15 protein-coding genes are annotated in these 17,845 nt (G+C 69.4%); 4 read left to right on the forward strand and 11 right to left on the reverse strand.

Annotated features, from left to right (window positions below):
• The first annotated feature begins 31 nt into the window (after positions 1–31).
• A complete protein-coding gene (locus ABZ420_RS19305) occupies positions 32–892 on the forward strand; it encodes a hypothetical protein (protein ID WP_062973203.1) in 861 nt (286 codons plus the stop codon).
• A 25-nt stretch (positions 893–917) separates the two neighbouring features.
• Here the strand turns inward: ABZ420_RS19305 and ABZ420_RS19310 are convergent, their stop codons facing one another.
• The 5 genes from ABZ420_RS19310 to ABZ420_RS19330 form a co-directional block, all read right to left on the reverse strand.
• Positions 918–1,268 (reverse strand): hypothetical protein, encoded by a 351-nt coding sequence (locus ABZ420_RS19310; RefSeq protein ID WP_357124323.1) that lies wholly within the window; start codon positions 1,266–1,268, stop codon positions 918–920.
• A 47-nt stretch (positions 1,269–1,315) separates the two neighbouring features.
• Positions 1,316–3,112, reverse strand: a complete 1,797-nt coding sequence (locus tag ABZ420_RS19315; RefSeq protein WP_357124326.1) for a hypothetical protein — start codon at positions 3,110–3,112, stop codon at positions 1,316–1,318.
• A 58-nt stretch (positions 3,113–3,170) separates the two neighbouring features.
• Complete coding sequence (locus ABZ420_RS19320) at positions 3,171–3,482, reverse strand: hypothetical protein (RefSeq protein WP_357124329.1); 312 nt, start codon at positions 3,480–3,482, stop codon at positions 3,171–3,173.
• Positions 3,483–3,609: 127 nt separating this feature from the next.
• Positions 3,610–3,918, reverse strand: coding sequence for a DUF6802 family protein (locus ABZ420_RS19325; protein WP_063051496.1), 309 nt, complete (start codon positions 3,916–3,918; stop codon positions 3,610–3,612).
• A gap of 95 nt (positions 3,919–4,013) precedes the next feature.
• Positions 4,014–4,205, reverse strand: coding sequence for a PspC domain-containing protein (locus ABZ420_RS19330; protein WP_040864950.1), 192 nt, complete (start codon positions 4,203–4,205; stop codon positions 4,014–4,016).
• A 147-nt stretch (positions 4,206–4,352) separates the two neighbouring features.
• Here ABZ420_RS19330 and ABZ420_RS19335 point away from each other — a divergent pair, with 147 nt between their 5' ends.
• The gene (locus tag ABZ420_RS19335; protein WP_357124332.1) at positions 4,353–6,008 is read left to right on the forward strand and encodes an ABC-F family ATP-binding cassette domain-containing protein; all 1,656 of its coding nucleotides are present in this window, start codon (positions 4,353–4,355) and stop codon (positions 6,006–6,008) included.
• 581 nt (positions 6,009–6,589) lie between these two features.
• Here ABZ420_RS19335 and glmM read toward each other — a convergent pair.
• The 5 genes from glmM to ABZ420_RS19360 form a co-directional block, all read right to left on the reverse strand.
• Positions 6,590–7,966, reverse strand: a complete 1,377-nt coding sequence (glmM, locus tag ABZ420_RS19340; protein ID WP_357124335.1) for a phosphoglucosamine mutase — start codon at positions 7,964–7,966, stop codon at positions 6,590–6,592.
• A 215-nt stretch (positions 7,967–8,181) separates the two neighbouring features.
• Positions 8,182–8,691, reverse strand: a complete 510-nt coding sequence (rpsI, locus tag ABZ420_RS19345) for a 30S ribosomal protein S9 (RefSeq protein ID WP_062973192.1) — start codon at positions 8,689–8,691, stop codon at positions 8,182–8,184.
• Entirely contained in the window at positions 8,688–9,131 is a 444-nt protein-coding gene (gene rplM, locus ABZ420_RS19350; protein WP_040864934.1) for a 50S ribosomal protein L13, read from the reverse strand. The genes rpsI and rplM overlap by 4 nt, the downstream gene beginning before the upstream one ends.
• Positions 9,132–9,306: 175 nt before the next feature.
• Positions 9,307–10,962, reverse strand: a complete 1,656-nt coding sequence (locus ABZ420_RS19355) for a hypothetical protein (RefSeq protein WP_357124338.1) — start codon at positions 10,960–10,962, stop codon at positions 9,307–9,309.
• A 100-nt stretch (positions 10,963–11,062) separates the two neighbouring features.
• Positions 11,063–13,555, reverse strand: a complete 2,493-nt coding sequence (locus ABZ420_RS19360) for an FHA domain-containing protein (protein WP_062973188.1) — start codon at positions 13,553–13,555, stop codon at positions 11,063–11,065.
• A 106-nt stretch (positions 13,556–13,661) separates the two neighbouring features.
• Here ABZ420_RS19360 and ABZ420_RS19365 point away from each other — a divergent pair, with 106 nt between their 5' ends.
• Complete coding sequence (locus ABZ420_RS19365) at positions 13,662–15,107, forward strand: metallopeptidase (protein ID WP_357124341.1); 1,446 nt, start codon at positions 13,662–13,664, stop codon at positions 15,105–15,107.
• A gap of 6 nt (positions 15,108–15,113) precedes the next feature.
• Here the strand turns inward: ABZ420_RS19365 and ABZ420_RS19370 are convergent, their stop codons facing one another.
• Positions 15,114–16,463 (reverse strand): FHA domain-containing protein, encoded by a 1,350-nt coding sequence (locus tag ABZ420_RS19370; RefSeq protein WP_357124344.1) that lies wholly within the window; start codon positions 16,461–16,463, stop codon positions 15,114–15,116.
• 155 nt (positions 16,464–16,618) lie between these two features.
• On the opposite strand from ABZ420_RS19370, the gene ABZ420_RS19375 reads away from it, so the two are divergent.
• Positions 16,619–17,824 (forward strand): hypothetical protein, encoded by a 1,206-nt coding sequence (locus tag ABZ420_RS19375; RefSeq protein ID WP_357124347.1) that lies wholly within the window; start codon positions 16,619–16,621, stop codon positions 17,822–17,824.
• Positions 17,825–17,845 lie beyond the last annotated feature (21 nt).

Raw genomic sequence — 17,845 nt, forward strand, 5'->3', positions numbered from 1 at the left:
ACCACACTACTTATCGGATAACGTTCACGTCGTGTCGGCGTCTGTGAAATCGCTAATGAGCACCCTGACCAGCCGCGGCCCGCACCGCGTGTTGCGTGGCAATCTGGCCGTCGCCGGCCAGCCGGGGGTGGTGTTCACCCCCGAGGCGGGGCGGAATCTACCTGCCGTCGCGTTCGGGCACGGCTGGCTGACCGGGGTCGCCCACTACCGCACCCTGCTCGAACACCTCGCTTCCTGGGGCATCGTGGCGGCCGCCCCCGACACCGAGCGCGGGCCGATTCCGTCACATCTGGGGCTGGCCGCCGATTTGCTCACCACGCTCGACATCTGCACCGGCGTGCGGCTCGGCGACGGCGAGATCAGCGTGCATCCGGAGCGCCTCGCCCTGGCCGGGCACGGCATGGGCGCGGGCGCGGCCGTCATCGCCGCGGGGCGGCGCGACGTCGCCACCGTCGTGGCGCTGTTCCCCGCGCCGACGGCGCCCGCCGCCGAAGCCGTCGCGCCCGAACTCGACATCCCGGCGTTGATCCTGGCCGGCGCGACCGACATCACCTCGGTGAGTTCCAACGCCATCCCGCTGGCCACCGCGTGGGGCGGCCCCGCGATCCTGCGCGCCATCGACAAGGCCTCGCACAACGGCATCATCGAGGGCAGGCGCTTGCTCGCCGCCGTGGGCGCGGGCAAGCACGAAGCGAAGACCGCCCGCACCACCCGCGCCCTGCTGGCCGGTTACCTGCTCGCCACGCTCGCAGGCGACAAGACCTATCGCGCCTTCGCGGACCTCGAAGAGGTCATCCCGCACACCACAGTCGTCGACCCCGATGCGCCGCAAGAGGAAGAGGCGGCGCCGAAGCTCAAGGTCGGCCAGCTCGCCGCCCTGCTGCGCCGGTAGCAGGCCCACGGCCCCGGAGCACCGGTCAGATCAGCCAGCTCTTGCGTCTGTAGAACGCGGCTTCCTCGTCCTCCTCGTCGACCGGAGTCACCATCTGACCGGCCCGGCGTGCGGCCATCGATCGTGCGATGGCCGCACGCTGCTCGCGTGCCTCGTCTTGCAGCCGTTGCTGGGCCTCCGCCTCGGCGGCGGCCTCGCCCAGCTCGTCGGCGTGCGTCGTCCAGAACTCGTCCATGTCGGCGGTCAGGCGATCGGCGAGCTCTCGGCCGGTCGCCGCGGTCTGCTCGTTGATCGCCTGGATCTCGTCGAGCAGCAGCGACATGCGGCGCTGGTTCTCGGCGGCGAGTTGCCTCGCTTCCTCGGCGTAGTTCACCATGCTGCGCCTCCTCGCGCATCGGGTGTGCGGACTCGGCCCGGCCGGGCTCACAACGGGCCCGCCTCGGCGAAATCCGCGTCCAGCGGCCCGGCTTCGGCGAGTTCCGCGCCGGTGTCCACCGGCGCGTCCGGTTCCGGCATCGGCTTCGGATAGTGTTCGCCGTCCTCCTCGCGCCGGGTGCCCGGTGGGGTTCCGCTCGGCACACCGAGCCGACCGTCGTCGGTTTCCGGCGTCGGGGCCGAGTCGGGCGAATCCTCTTTCTCCTGGACCTCCGGCGCAGGAGCCTCCTCTTGCTTCTGGTTCTCCGGCGTCGGGGCATCCGCGTCCTGCTCGGCCTCGGGCGCCGGAGCATCCGGTGCCGAGGGCTGCGCGTTCTCCGGCTCGGTTGCGGAGATGACCGGTATGCCTTGCTCGTTCAGCTCGACGGTGAACTCCTGTTCCTTGCCGTTGGCATCGGAGAGGAGAAGCCGCAACTGACCGTCCGGGCCCATCTCGAACTTCACATGCTTTCCACCGATATCGAACTCCGCCTCGGGCCCGGAATTCTCGTTTCTCTCCTCGTCTTTCTCGCCGTCGGCCTCGGCGGTCTGCGGATCGACGCTGTGCATAAGCTTTTCGATCGCGTCGTCCACTCCGCTTTCGATGAGGCCACTCAGGGCTGACAGTCCCTGGTTCACCGCCTGGCCGAGACCGGTTGCCAATGGGGACAATTCCTGGGCCACCTGGCTGAGTGCGGCAAGTCCGTCCAGCGACGGCAATCTCGGCGCGGGAGTAACCGGGGTGCTGGGCGTAACGGGGGTGCTGGGCGTAACCGGGGTGCTCGGCGTGGCCGGTGTGCTCGGCGTGGCCGGTGTGGCCGACGCGGGGACATCACTCGGTGTGGTGCTCGCCGGGACCGTGGCAGCGGGTGTGCCGGGCGGCCCGGGAGCATTCGTTACCTGGGGCTTGTCCTGGTTGGCAGGTGTTTCCGGCTGGGGATTGGTCGGACCTTCCGGCCGAGGGTAGGCCCGTTCGGTGACCTGCGCCAACGCGTCGGTCAGGTTCTCGTACTGGTCCTTGAACAGGCGATCGACCTCGGCGCAGACGTCGATGTAAGACGCCAATTTCCGATCGAAGTCCGGTTTGAAGGTCTTGGTCAGCCACTCGTCGGTGACGCTGCGCACCCGGTCGCCGTACGCGCCCATGAGCAGATTCCTGCTGTCGGAGTTGATGAAACCGAGCACGCTTTTGTTGATCTTGTCCTCCGGCACGGCGAGTGCCGGGAATATACGACCGAGGTCGCGCACCTGCTCGGCGTCGATCCATTCCCGCGCATTGTGCACCTCGACGATGACTCTCACGTCGTCCGGAGTCTTACCGTCGATCTTCACCACTTTGCCGCCGCCCACCGGGCCCTCCAGCAGCTCCCGGGTGGCGAACGCCTTCGCGGCCACCGCCGAGCGCAGCGAACTCGCCATATCGGCGATCACCGTCATGGCCGCCCGGGCATGCTGCCGGTCCTCGTCGGCCAGGACCGACTGTTTGCCGAGCATGTCGAGCGCGGCAGCGGCAGCGGTTCCCTGCCACAATTCGGGCAGCCGACGGGTGTAACCCTGCTGCGCGTCCCATTGCCGATCGACCTCCGCCAGAGCGACTTTCAGCGCCTCGCCCGTCTGCTCCAGCTTCTCCAATCGCATGCCGCGCTGCTCGTCGTACATCGCCAGCAGCTTGCCCAGGTCGCCACGCCCCCCGTTGCCGCCGAATGCCGCCTCGTACAGCGGCATGAACTCGATCCAGTACCGCAGCCCCGCGCTACCCTCGTCCAAGAGAGCGTCGATCGCCTTGCCCTGCCAGGAAACCGTCATGATCCCGACTCCTCGAATGTGTGGTGTCGCCGGTGCGAGCACGTGTCATTCGGCGGTCTCATGTGTTGTTCGTCTCGGAGGCACGCTGCTGGTCGGTCTCGGCGTAGGCCACCACGGCGGCCCCGAGCGCGTCAGCGGTGGCGGTGGTGGCGTCGCTCCAGTTCCGCAGCCACGCGCTGATCCGTTCCAGTCCTTGCTGCACCGCGATGCCCTGCGGCGCGTAGTTGCGGCCCGCTTCGTCACCGGCGCCGAACCGGTGATCGGCGACTCGCTTCGCCTGGTCGCGGACCGCGTCCGCCGATCTCCGATAGTCACTGCCCAGCGCACCGAGCTCCCCCGTGCGGACGCCGACCATTTCCGACCCGCCCACGAATCCCCTCCGTCCTCGTAGTGTCATTGCGCCGGTGCGAATCTCGTTCGCACCGAGTCCCGCCGTACTTCCTTCGACGCAACACGCAGACACTCGGTTCCCCCGAATTCCGCTTTCGCGGAGATGGTCAGCTGCCGATTCTGCCCCGGTCGGTGCGAACCCACTCGGAGGTGCCGTCCGGGTGGCGGTGGAATTCCCATGCGGCGTAGTCGCCGTCCTTCTCCACCACGGTGACGTGGTCGGCGAAGCCGTCGTGGTCGTAGTCGGTCCAGACCTGCATCGCCTCGTCACCGGTCGTGGTGATGGTGTCGAGACTGCCGTCGCCATCGATGTCCTGGGTCGGATGCTGCAATTCGATGGCGCCCAGTCCGCCGAGCGACGAGGACGCGTCGATGCCGGGTATATCCAGGCCGGGGAATTCGCTCGAGGTGATCATGATTCCTCCTCAGCAGGACTCGTTCGGTGGCGCGTGCCGCACAAGCGGCATCGTTCCATCCTGACACCCCCGCGCGCTCGACGCAGCCCCCTGGGTCACTTCTTCGGCATCAGCAGCCACAGCACCAGGTAGAGGATGAACTGCGGGCCGGGCAGCAGGCACGACACCACGAACAGCAGCCGGACGACGTTGGCGTTCCAGCCGAGGTACTCGGCGATGCCACCGCAGACGCCTGCGATCCACTTGTCGTGGGCGGAGCGGGTGAAACGGCGGGTGGGGGCGGTCATTGGTCTTCCCTCTCGTGCGGTGATCGCTACGACCTCCACTGTGCCCGCCACCGCGGGCCCCGCCATCGGCCCCGCGGCCGATTCCCACCCTGATTTCTCCCGGGGCCGACCTCAGGGTGCGACCCCGAGCACGGCAGACTCGTGCTGGTGAGCACCACTCTGCATGCCCGCGGCCTGTCGGCCGGTCACGGCGAGCGCACGCTGTTCGCCGACCTCGATCTGACCCTCGCGCCGGGCGACGTGATCGGGCTGGTCGGCGTGAACGGCGCGGGCAAGTCGACGTTGCTGCGCATGCTCGCCGACCGGCGCGCGCCGACCGGCAGCATCACGCTCAGTCCCCCGGACGCGACGGTCGGTTACCTGGCCCAGGAGGCGCAGCGGATCCCCGGCGAGACCGTTCTGGAATTCCTCGCCCGCCGAACCGGAGTCGGCGAGGCACAGCGGGTGATGGACGCCGCCGCCGAGCGCCTCGCCGACGGCGGGCCGGACGAGTACTCCCCCGCGCTGGAACGCTGGCTCGCCCTCGGCGGAGCCGACCTGGACCAGCGCGCCCACGAGGTCGCCGCCGATCTCGGCCTCGCCGAAAGCCTGCCCGGCGGCCTGGACACGCCGATGACCGGGCTGTCCGGTGGCCAGGCGGCCCGCGCCGGCCTGGCCTCGGTGCTGCTGTCGCGCTTCGACATCCTGCTGCTGGACGAGCCGACCAACGACCTGGACCTGGACGGCCTGGCCCGGCTGGAGCAGTTCGTCGGGGGCGTGCGGGTCCCGCTGATGGTGATCAGTCACGACCGCGAGTTCCTGGCGCGCACCGTGAATCGCGTCGTCGAGCTGGATCTCGCCCAGCAGCAGGTCGGGTTGTACGACGGCGGTTACGAGTCGTATCTGATGGAGCGCGAGATCGCGCGGCAGCACGCGCGCGAGGCCTACGAGGAGTACGCCGACACCAAAGCGGGCTTGGAGTCCCGCGCGCAGATGCAGCGCAACTGGCTCGAGCACGGCGTCCGCAACGCACGCCGCAAGGCGCGCGACCCCAGGAAGATGGACTCGGACAAGGCGGGCCGCAAGATGCGTGCCGAATCCACCGAGAAACAGGCCGCCAAGGCCAGACAGACCCAGCGCCGCATCGAACGACTCGAGGTGGTGGAGGAACCGCGCAAGGAGTGGGACCTGCGCATGAGCATCGCCGCCGCCCCGCGCAGCGGCTCGGTGGTCGCGACGCTGTCCGGGGCGAAGGTCACCCGCGGCGACTTCACGCTGGGCCCGATCAGCACCCAGGTCGACTGGGCGGATCGCATCGTTCTCACCGGGGCGAACGGCTCTGGGAAGTCCACCTTGCTGGCGCTGTTGCTGGGAAAGCTCCGGCCGGACAGCGGGACCGCGAGCCTGGGCTCCGGCGTGGAGATCGGCGAGGTGGACCAAGCGCGCGGGCTGTTTCGCGGAACCACCGTGCTGGCGGACACGTTCGGCACCGAGCTACCGGATCTGCCGGAGGCGGAGGCACGCACGCTGCTGGCGAAATTCGGCCTGCGCGGCCCGCACGTGCTGCGCCCGTGCGACACCCTCTCCCCCGGCGAACGCACCCGCGCCGCCCTCGCCCTGCTCCAAGCCCGCGGGGTGAACCTGCTCGTGCTGGACGAGCCGACCAACCACCTGGACCTCCCCGCCATCGAGCAGCTGGAGCAGGCCGTCGAATCCTTCACGGGCACACTGATACTCGTCACCCACGACCGCCGCATGCTGAACACCGTCCGCGCGACCCGCCGCTGGCACATGACCGCGGGCACGCTCACCGAGACAGTCTGACCCCGAGCGCGCCCCGGCGCGACGCAGCATCCACCGAACCGCGCCGGTCGCGGCCCGGCTCACCTTTCGCGCGGCCACGTCCCCGACTGACCACCGGTCATCAGTACGACCGCCGACCACAACGAACCGCGTGCACGCTGCCCAAACCTCGCGCCCCCACGCACCAAGCGCACCCCAACTACCGGTTTCGAGCGAAGCGAAACCGAACATCCGCCGTTCGCGGCCCGGCTCGGTTCGCACGGCCGCCGCGTACGCGACTGATCACCGGTCTACAGGACGACCGCCGATCACGACGAACCACGTGCACGATGCCCAAAGCTCACGCCCCTACACGCCCAGCGCACCCCGACTCCCGGCTTCGAGCGAAGCGAAACCGAACATCCGCCGTTCGCGGCCCGGCTCGGTTCGCACGGCCGCCGCGTACGCGACTGATCACCGGTCTACAGGACGACCGCCGATCACGACGAACCACGTGCACGATGCCCAGAGCTGGCGCCCCGACGCGCCCAGCGCACCTCAACTCCCGGTTTCGAGCGAAGCGAGACCGAGCATGTTCCGTTCGCGACGAAGTCGCGGCCAAACTACACAGCCGCAACCCGCTTGGCGAGGTCGTCGGCGAGCTGGCGTGCTTGGCCGGGGTCGGTGGCCTCCACCATCACGCGCACCAGTTCCTCGGTGCCGCTGGGGCGCAGCAGTACTCGCCCGGAGTCGCCCAGCACGCGCTCCGCTTCCAGCACCGCTTCCCGGATCTCGGGCGCGCGCGCGACCACGGATTTGTCGCTGACCGGCACGTTCACCAGGATCTGCGGCACGGTCTGCAGCACGCTCGCCAGGTCGGCCAGGGTGCGCTGGGATTGCGCCATCCGCGCCATCAGGCGCAGGCCGGTGAGGATGCCGTCGCCGGTGGTGCCGTATCGGGGGAACACCACGTGCCCCGACTGCTCGCCGCCCAGGGTGAAACCGCCGCGCCGCAATTCCTCGAGCACGTAGCGGTCGCCGACGGCCGTGGTGCGCACGGTGATTCCGGCCGCGCGCATGGCGATGTGCAGCCCGAGGTTGCTCATCACGGTGGCGACCAGGGTGTTTTCGGCCAGCTCGCCCGCGTCGTGCATGGCAAGGGCGAGGATCGCCAGGATCGCGTCGCCGTCGACCACATTGCCGTAGGCGTCGACGGCCAGGCAGCGGTCGGCGTCGCCGTCGTGCGCTAGACCGAGATCGGCGCCGTGCTCCACCACCGCGGCCCGCACCTGGTCGAGATGGGTCGAGCCGCAGCCGTCGTTGATGTTCAGCCCGTCGGGCTCGGCGTTGATGGCGATCACCGTCGCCCCGGCCTCACGGTAGGCGGCGGGTCCGACTTCCGCGGCGGCGCCGTGCGCGCAGTCGACCACGACGGTCAGTCCGGACAGGTCCTGGCCGGTCGCCTCCACCAGGTGTTCCACATAGCGTTCGTGGGTGCCCGCGAGGCTGTACTGGTCCGGGATGCTGAGCCCTTGATCGCGCGCGCCCGCCGCGTTGCGCACCCGTCCGATGCCCGCGCCGGTCGGGCGGAACGGCGTCTGCGCGGCCATCAGCGCCTCGATCCGGTCCTCGATCGCGTCGTCGAGTTTGTGCCCGCCTGCGGCGAAGATCTTGATCCCGTTGTCGGGCATCGGGTTGTGCGAGGCGGAGATCATCACGCCGAGACACGCGTCGTACAAACCGGTGAGGTAGGCGACGGCGGGCGTCGGCAGCACCCCCACCGCGAGCACGTCCACGCCCGCCGCGGTCAGACCCGCGGTCACGGCGGCCTCGAGCATTTCCCCGCTGGCCCGCGGATCGCGGCCGACCACCGCGAGCGCCCGCATCTTGCCCCGGCTCAGGATCTGCGCGGCCGCGCCGGAAACGCGCAGCGCCAGTTCCGGACTCAGTGACTCGTTGGCAAGCCCGCGGACTCCGTCGGTGCCGAACAACCGTCCCATACCTCGCCCCTCATTGATGATCTGTGGCGTTGGCGTCGACCTGGGAGGCACCGGCCTGTGCACCACGAAGGCCCCGCGAACGCCGCGTGTTCATACAGCGCGAGAGCAGGCGACCAGCTGTTCGCTGGGAGCCTGCTCTCGTACAGCTGCCGCGACGACCGTACCGCGTCCGGCACCGCGGGGGCGCCGGACGCGGAAGATCGACGATGCCGATATCAGCGCTTCGAGTACTGCGGCGCCTTACGCGCCTTCTTCAGACCGTACTTCTTACGCTCGGTGGCACGCGGGTCACGGGTCAGGAAGCCGGCCCGCTTGAGGGCGGGACGATCCTCGGGGGTGACCTCGATCAGCGCGCGGGCGATGGCCAGCCGCAGAGCACCTGCCTGGCCGGACGGGCCGCCGCCGACCAGGCGGGCGTGCACGTCGAAGGACTCGGTGCGCTCGACGGTCACCAGCGGCGACTTGACCAGCTGCTGGTGCACCTTGTTCGGGAAGTAGTCCTCGATGGTGCGGCCGTTGAGCACGAAGTTGCCGGAGCCGGGGAGCAGGCGCACGCGCACGACGGCCTCCTTGCGGCGGCCGACGGTCTGCACCGGGCGGTCGATCACGACCGGAGCGTAGGACGCCGAGTCCTCGGAGTCCTCGTAGCCCGCGCCGTCCTCGACAGCTTCGGCAGCGTCGAATTCCTCGACGAAGTCCTCGTTGAATTCCTCGGGAGCGGTCACTGGGCCACCTGCTTGATCTCGAACGGAATGGGCTGCTGGGCGGCATGCGGGTGCGTCGGGCCCGCGTAGACCTTCAGCTTGCCCGCGATCGCGTTGCCGAGCTTGTTCTTCGGGATCATGCCCTTGACGGCCTTCTCCACGAGCCGATCGGGACGCGTCTCCAACACCTGACCGACGGTCCGCGACTTGAGGCCGCCCGGGTGCCCGGAGTGGTGGTGGATCAGCTTGTCCTGCCGCTTGTTGCCGCTGATGGCAACCTTGTCGGCGTTGATGATGATGACGAAATCGCCACCATCGACGTGCGGGGCGTAGGTCGGCTTCGTCTTGCCACGCAGCAGATTCGCTGCCTGGACGGCGAGACGGCCGAGCACTACGTCAGTGGCGTCGATGACGTACCACTTGCGGGTCACGTCACCCGCCTTGGGGCTGTACGTAGGCACAGTGCTTCCCTGTCTGTCGTCGGTGTTGCCGGCCCAGCGTGTGGTCGAGGTGTTCCCGGCGGCCGGTGGAGACCCGGGACTCGGCGGACGTTCGGGCGATTCATCAGGAGTCGACCGGACGTTCCACACGCCGACGAGCCACGATACCAGTGGGGTATCGCGGGAGGAAATCGCCTCAGGTCTCGATCGGCGGGCCGAAGTCCATGGCGCCGGGCGGTCCGGGGATCAGGTAGCGCAGGGTGTCGACGTCGGGCCGTCCGCACTCGGCGGCGCCTTCCCGCACTTCCCGCTGGTCCCCGCGAGCGTTGGTGACCCCCGGTCGCGGCTTGGTGATCGCGTAGGGGGCGGTCGCACAGGCGACCGGATCGGTCGCGGCCATCTTCTCCGACACGACCGAACCCGTGTCCAGGACGACCGACTCCGCGGTCAGCTCCACCCGATGATTCCCGGACGGAAGCGCGACCACGGCCAGCGCCACCGCCCCGGCCACGGTATTGGCCCCGAACAGGTTGCCTTTCATCTTGTTCCACAGCTTGCCCTTGCGGTGCCGGTCCTCGTCGTCGGACTCGGCGCCCTGGTCCTGCCATGGTCCCTGGCCGCCGGGGTACTGCGACTGCTCCGGTGCGCCCGGATAGGGCGGCCGTGGGCCGAGGGGTGCCACCGGCCCCCCGGGCGGCGGCCCCGCGAGCCTGCCGCCTGCCTGCTGCTCTTCGGACGCGTTCGGCGGCCGGGTGAAACGGCTGCCCAGCTCGGCGAGGTTCGGCGGGAGACCGCGCGGCGCTTCGTCGGGTCCGATCCTGGTCGTCGCCTCGTCGGGCTGGGTCGGATATCCGGGCCCGTACTGGACGCCGGGCACCGGCCTGCTCGACCGCTGTCCCGCGTCCGCCGGTTGCGGCGGGGCCGTGGCCTGCGACGGGTACTCGACGGGGCGCTGCGGAGCGGGCGCGGGTTCGGTGTGGCCGCTCACCGGTTCCGGCTCACCCGCCTCCGTATCGCTCACCAGTAGGTGCGCCGCGCCGAGGACGAGCGCGTGCATCGGATGGTCGGCGACCTGCAGGCGGTGCCCGAGATGGTTCTGGAAGGCCAGCCGCAGCGCGTCGTTGAAGCGCACATTGCCCGACAGCAGCACCGTCGAGGTGTCCGCGCCGATCGAACGCGCCGCCGCCATCACCTCGATCACGACGTCGTCCGCCGATCGGGCGTCGCGCATGGCCTCCGCGTCCACCGGAACGTCGACCGATTCGGTGGGCTGCTCGTCGTCGCCGTGCACCGCCACCACCAGCATGCTGCGGCCGTCGGAGTACACGCCCGTAGCGCCGATGCCGTTCGGCCTGGACCGGTCGGGCGGGTGCACCAGTCCGAGCGCGCGGACGTAGCCGGACAGCGCGACGCTCTCCGGTAACGGCTCGACGACGACGTCGAGCTGTTCCACCATCGAGGCGTAGACCTCGACCTTCTCGTCCGGCCAGCTGTCCGGGAAAGGCAACGCCACCAGGTCCGGTTTACCGCGCAAGTGCTTGCCGATCTCCGCGAGCGGGTTGTACATGCGCGCGCGGAAGACCAACTCGGCGGGCCAGGTGGCGCCCGCGACCACGATCTGCGGATGTCCGAGGATGTCGCGCACGTCGGCGATCGCCATCCCGAGATCGGGCCTGTTGCGTTCCACGCCCGCCGTGTGCAACCGGCCCGACGAATCCGCCAGCAGATATGCCGGCGGCGTCCACATACCTTCCACTTGCACCGGGCGGATGGGAACGCCACCACCACCCGCGGCCACGGACACCACATCCCAGCCGAGATGCACTGCCCCTACTCGCACCGTCACAGGCATAAGTGTGCCCGGTTCGCGGCCGAGATGCTCGTCGGTGCCGTCCGTTGCCGTCCGGCGCCGTTTTCGCGCACCGGGGCGCTCGCGTCGCGTTCGAACCGCGTCACGCCGACGACTTCTTCAGTCGCAACCGGCGCCACGTCATGACCGCCAGCACCAGGGTGATCAGCAGTAGCACGCCGACGTCCAGCGCCCAGATCTCCGGCTTGTGCTGCCACAGCGTGTCGGGTTGCGCGTTCAGGAACAGTTCGCGGATGTTCACCGTCGACGCACCGCTGGCGTATCCCCACCGAGCCGGGAACAACCAGGACACCTGCTCGAGCACGACCCGCCCGGTGACCGGGATCAGCCCGCCCGCCATCACCAGCTGGCACATGATGGCGACCACCAGCAGCGGCATCACCTGCTCGTTCGACTTCGCCAGCGACGAGAGCAGCAGTCCGACGACCACGCAGCAGATCGCGGTCAGCGCGATATCTATGTAGAGCTCCGCGCTGCCGGACGCCAGCACCGCCCCTTCGCCCGGCCGCTTCTTACCCGCCAGCACGATGCCGACCAGTACCGCCGACTGCAGCAGCGCGGTCAGGCTGAACACGGCGATCTTCGCCATCAGGTACGCCGAGGGCAGCAGCCCGACCGCGCGTTCGCGGTGGAAGATCGTCCGCTCGCCGACCAGGTCGCGCACGGTGAGCGTGGAACCCATGAAGCAGGCGCCCAGGATCAGAACCACCAGCAGCTGCTGCGTCTCACTGCCGCCTTCTGGCACGAATGTGCCATCGGGTAGCGCTTTCAGCGCGCCGCGCTGGAAACCGTTCTTTCCCGGCACCACCAGCGAGAGCCCGCCGAGGATGAACGGCAGGATCACCAGGAACGTCAGATAACCGCGGTCGGCAAGGATCAACCGGACCTGACGACGCGCCAGCGTCGAGAACTGCTTGCCGCGGCTCGATTGCGGCGGACTGCCCGCGGGCCCGTACGGCTGCGCGGGCGGCGGCGGTGGCGGCGCGAACGCCTGGCGGGAGCGATAGGCCGCGAACGCCTGATCCGGGTTGGCCGCGACGTTGGCGAAGATCTCCGCCCAGTCGCTGGTACCGAGCGCCGCGCCGACGCCCGCGGGGTTGCCGCAGTAGGCGGTCTTGCCACCGGGGGCGAGCAGCAGCACCTGGTCGCACATGTCCAGGTGCGCCACCGAGTGGGTGACCACGATCACCACGCGACCCGCGTCGGCCAGTTCGCGCAGCATCACCATGACCTGCCGGTCCAACGCCGGGTCCAGGCCCGAGGTCGGTTCGTCCAGGATGAGCAGCGACGGACCGGTCAGCAGTTCCAGCGCCACCGAGGCGCGCTTGCGCTGGCCGCCGGACAGGCGGTCGACCCTGGTGTCGGCGTGTTCGGTGAGCGAAAGCTCTTGCAGTACACCGTCGATGACCTTCTGCCGGTCCTGCTTGCTGTTGTCCCTCGGCAGCCGCAGCTCGGCCGCGAACCCGAGCGCTTGGCGCACCGTGAGCTGGCGGTGCAGCACGTCGTCCTGCGGCACCATCCCGATGCGGGAACGCAACGCCTCGTACTCGGCGTGCAGATTGCGCCCCTCGAACGTGACCACGCCCCCCGACGGCTGGGTAGTGCCCGCGATCAGCCGCGACAGCGTCGACTTACCCGCGCCGGACGGGCCGATCAGCGCGGTGAGCGTCCCGCGGCTGGCCGACATGTTCACATCGACGAGCAGTTGCTTGTTGCCCTCGACGGTGAAACCGACCCCGTGCACCGCGAGGCCCTGCTCGGCGACCGGCTTCTGCCGGTGCACCAGCGTGCCCTGCTGGACGACGAAGTCGATGTTGCCGATGGTGATGATGTCCCGCTCGCGCAGCACCGCGCGCTGCTGGCGGTGCCCGTTGACGAACGTGCCGTTCGCCGAGCCGAGGTCCTCGATGGTCAGGCCCTCCGCGGAGGCGACCAGGCGGGCGTGCTTGCGCGAGGCCAGCGGATCGTTGACGACGATCTGGTTGTCGGTGGTGCGGCCGATGCCGAGACCGCTCGGGGGAATGCGGTCGGGGCGGGCGATGGGCGCCGTGCTCGCCCTCGCCCGGACCGGCGGCATGTTCGAGGTGTCCGCCCTGGTCGTCATGTTGACGTTCAGCGCGGGCGACGGCGCGTCCTGCGGTGGCGGATAGCTCGGACGCTGGAATTGCTGCGCGGGCCGCCGGACCGCGTGCGGCGGCGGTCCCGGCTGCGGCGCCTGCGCCGGTTGCGGCGGGCGCGCCGAGGGCCGTTGCGGTGGTTGCGGGTTCGCAGGCAGCAGGTGCAGCAGCGGGCCGCTGATCGCGTCACCCAGCCGGACCTGCGTGGGGCGGTCGATCGAAACGGGCTGGGTCAGCCTGCGCGCGTCCACGAACACCCCGTTGGTGCTCTTGTTGTCGGTCAACACCCAGGCGCTGCCCTGCCAGGCCAGCGTCGCGTGCACACGCGAAACGAGCGGGCTGTCGACGAACAGCGTCACCTCCGGCGCACGGCCCATCGTGACCTGCTGGCTCGAATCGAATACTCGTTCGTTTCCATCATGGCGCACGGTGATGGTCTGCGCCCCCGGTGAAGACATGCAGCGGATACTATTCCATCACCCGGACATCGGCGGTGCCCCCGATGCGCCAATTGCCCCGATCCGGCGACCGATGTGAACGTATAGCGGCCGACGAGGGGGAGCCTTGCCGAGAGTCCGTGCGACCGTGCTTGTCGCGGCGCTGCTCAGTATTCTGGCGCTGGTCGGGGGCTGTGTCCGAGTGGTCGACGGCCGGGCCGTCTCCATCTACGACGACCCGTTCAAGGTCGCCGGACTCCCCACCACGAGCGGCCCGAGCGGCCCGCGCACCGGCGTCCCGGACAGCACACTCACCGCGACGAACGGCGACGGCGGGCCCATGGATACGCTGGCGCTCAACGCCATCGACGACATCCAGACCTTTTGGCGCGGCGAATTCGGCAAGGAGTTCCAGGGCGAGTTCAAGCCGGTGGACAAGCTGCTGTCCTGGAGCGCGAAATCCGGGCGCAGCGAGGCGGTCGAGTTCTGCAAGGAGACCACCTACCGCTTGGTGAACGCCGCCTACTGCCGCCTGGACAATTCCATCGGCTGGGATCGGTCGGTGCTGCTTCCCACCATGGAGGAGGCCTTCGGGAAGATGTCCGTGGTGATGGTGCTCGCGCACGAGTACGGGCACGCGGTGCAGACCATGGCCAAGATCGTCGGCCCGAAGGATCCGGTGATCGTGAAGGAGCAGCAGGCGGACTGCTTCGCGGGCGCGTTCATGCGGCACGTCGCCGAAGGCAAGGCCAGGCATTTCACGATCAACACCTCCGACGGCCTCAACTCGGTGCTCGCGGCCACCGTCGCCATCCGCGACTCCGACCCCGACGATCCGGAGAGCGTGCACGGCTCGGCCTTCGAACGCGTCACCGCGGTGCAGATCGGTTTCACCGACGGCCCCAAGGGATGCAAGGGCATCGATCAGGACGAGATCGACCAGCGCCGCGCGAATCTGCCGCAGAGTTTCAGCGACGACCAAGGGCACGGCGAGTTCCCGATCACGAAGGAGACGCTGATCGAACTCACCAAGGCGCTCGAAGCCATTCTGCCGATCGACGAGGAGCCGACCTACGACTACTCGCGGGCCGAGATCGACTGCCGCGACGGTGCGGTCACCGAACCGGTGTCCTATTGCCCGGCGAAGAACACGATCGCCACGGACATTCCCGGCCTCGCCGAGCGGGGAACGTCGAATTCCGGTGAAGACGATCCCCTGCCGCTCAAGGTGAGCGGTGACTACAACGGCTACGTCGTATTCATCTCCCGCTACACCCTGGCCGTCCAGCAGAGCCGTGGCGAGAGCCTGGTCGGCGCCAAGACCGGACTGCGCGCGGCCTGCCTGTCCGGAGTGGTCACCGGCAAGCTCGCCGAATCCGGGCGGCCGATCAGTCAGGGTGACATCAAGCTCGCCACCGGCGATCTGGACGAGGCGGTCTCGGGGCTGCTCACCGACGGCTTGGCCGCGAGTGACGCCCAAGGCAGAACCGTGCCCAGTGGTTTCTCGCGCGTCGAGGCCTTCCGCGCCGGAGTCCTGAGCGGCGAGAGCGTCTGCGCAGCGCGCTATTCGTAGCGTGGCTCAGCGGCCGAACGGCGGCGGCGCGGCCAGTTCGAAGCGCAGCACGCGGTTGCCGAGCATGATCTCGGTGCCCGGTACGAGCACCGTCGACTGGTGCGGCGCCAACCGCACCCAGTCGCGGTAGCCCGGCAGGCGAGTGCGGGTGCCGTTGGTCGAACCACAGTCCACCACCGTGACATCCCAGTTCATCAGGCGGATTTCGGCGTGGGCCCTGGACATGCCGCCGGAGGCGTCGTCGACGCGCAGCGGCACGAGTCCGCTCTCCGCGGCGGGGGAACGCTCCGGATCGCGACCGACTACCGCGTCGGCGGCGAGCATGTAGGTCATGCCGTCGTCGAGGATCAGCATGCCCAGCGGCGGGCGGACCACTTCGATCAGTGCCTGGGTCTGGTCGACCGGCATCCCGCAGACGGTGCAGAACGCCGCCCGCGGATCGCTGGGATGCGCACGCGCGCATTTGAACCCCATCACCTTGACGGTCAGGACGGTGGCCTTCGCGGTCGCCTCCAGCCTGCGCTGCAGTTCCGGGTCGGGCCGCGGCGCGGGATTGGTGCCGCCCACCTGGGTGGGCGCGTGGTGCGGGTCGATCGGCGTCTGCTCGGTCTCCGCGTCGAGCATCGCGGTCGACGGCGCGGTCGGATACCGCGGGCGCCCGGTCACCGGCCGCGGTTGCGGCTCTGGCCGCTCCCGCCGTCCGGTTTCGGCGGGCGGCTCGTGTTCGACGCGCGCCGTGGGCAGCGACGATGTCTCCGGGCGGCGATGCGTGCCCGCGGAACGGGACTCGCTGCCATTACCGGAAATCCCCGCGCGGGGACCGTCCGACCAGACGATCGCGCCACCCGCTTGGGCGATGCCCTCGACCAACCTGCCGATGCCGGGCTCGGGCGGCAGGTCCGGGATGCGGCCCTTCCCGTCGTCGACGAACAAGGCGGCGGCCCGCGCCGGGACCGCCGCGACCCGATCCACCGTGAAGGCCGCGTCGCTGCCGCGATATCGCTCGGGCACGCCGTCGCCGGCCAGCACGGCGGTGATCGCGCCGTGCAGGAAGATCGCCACGCCCCCGTTCTCGGCGGCGGAGAGGATGCCGAAGTCGATCGGCTCACCCGGGCTGATCTGCTCGGCGTGTTTCATCAGCCAGCGCGTCGCCTGTCGCGCCACCAGGGCGCCGGGACCGCCCGGCTCCCGATCGGTCGCGTCGCGCACCAGTTCGGCCAGTGACTCGAGGGCGACGACGGCGGGCGAGTCCTGGGTCGGCCTGCCCGGCTTGCGGTGCGCGACCACGACCACCGCGCCGGCGACCCGGGCCACGGCGTGGCTGCCTACGACGACCTCGACCTGCCGATCCTTCACCGGTATCGGCCTCCGCCGGAGGTGTGGTCAGGGGTCGTCGTCACACCGACAAGGGTACCGACAAAGGGTATTGGCATACGAAGGCCATCGGTCCCCCTCCCCGGCGTCCGTCGGGTAACTTCAGTGTCAGCAACGGGAGGAACGAGGGGCCTGAGATGGTTCGGACGCAACGCATCGCGCTCATCGCGTCATGTCTGACACTGGCAGGGATGCTGGCCGGTTGCTCTGGCGTGCAGGGGACGCCGACCGCGGGCGAGATCGACGTACGCACGCTGGAAGTCGGCACCTATCCCGTCGACAAGCACGAGTACAGCCAGGACTCGGGCGGCAAAGGCGCACTGCTGGAGGGCATGCGGATGTCGGACGCCGTGGTCCCCACCGTGCGCATCGACCCTGTGCTGAAGTTCGGTCGCGGTAGCACCGTCGTCGCGGATGCCGAGCAGGCATTGGGCTTCGTGGCCAAGGTGTCCAGGCCGGTCTTCGACAACCGCAAACTGGTCGTCGGATACGCGGCCAGCGGCGCCGACCGCCCCGATCCGGCAGGCCAGACCAATCCGGCGCCGGATGCCACCGCGGTCACGGACGCCCTGTTCCGTTTTCCCGACGAGGCCGCCGCCAAGCTCGCCGCCCGCGAGCTCGAGGACGTCGACATCGCCGTCTCGCCGGACAACCGCAAACTGACGTCGTCGAAGTATGCCGACGCCTACATCCACTGGCGGCCGGGCGTCCCGAACGTCGGTGCCTTCATGGCGCACAAGGAATTCGTCATCTCCTTGTTCATCCAGCGTCCCGTCGCGGATGGCGACGACCTGGTGAAGTGGGTCGACAAAACGCTGGCCGCCCAGGTCGCGCAGCTGGACCGGTTCACCGCGACGCCGGTGAGCAAACTCGACACCCTGAAGGCAGACCCGGACGACCTGCTCGCCCGCGTCGCGGTAGCCGACCGCAAGAACCGCGCGCCCGACCCGGCGACCTTCGCCGTCTACGGCGGGTACCACACGGTGCACCGCGCCGACGACGAGTCGGTCCACCTGCGCCTGATCGAGGACGCGGGCGTGGACCACATCGGCCTCGTCGACGACAGCTACGTCGCACGCACCCGCGACGCGGCCGCGGCCCAGAAGCTGGTCACCGGCCTGCTGGAAAGCGAAGGCGCGCATTACGACACCCTCGGCGCCCCCAAGGACGTCCCCGGAGCCAAGTGCCTACAGCTCAACAGCAAGGGTGACCCGGACCGGGAGTACAAGTACCGCTGCTACGTCGCGTACAAACGGTACGTCGGAGTCGTCACCAGTGATAAGGAACCGGACGTACGACAGAAGGTCGCCGCGGAGTACGCGCTGTTGGCGAACAGTTTCTGAAACGAACAGCGGTAGGCGCCC

Source organism: Nocardia sp. NPDC005745, from assembly GCF_040630775.1.
In the GTDB taxonomy this organism is placed as follows: Bacteria; Actinomycetota; Actinomycetes; order Mycobacteriales; family Mycobacteriaceae; genus Nocardia.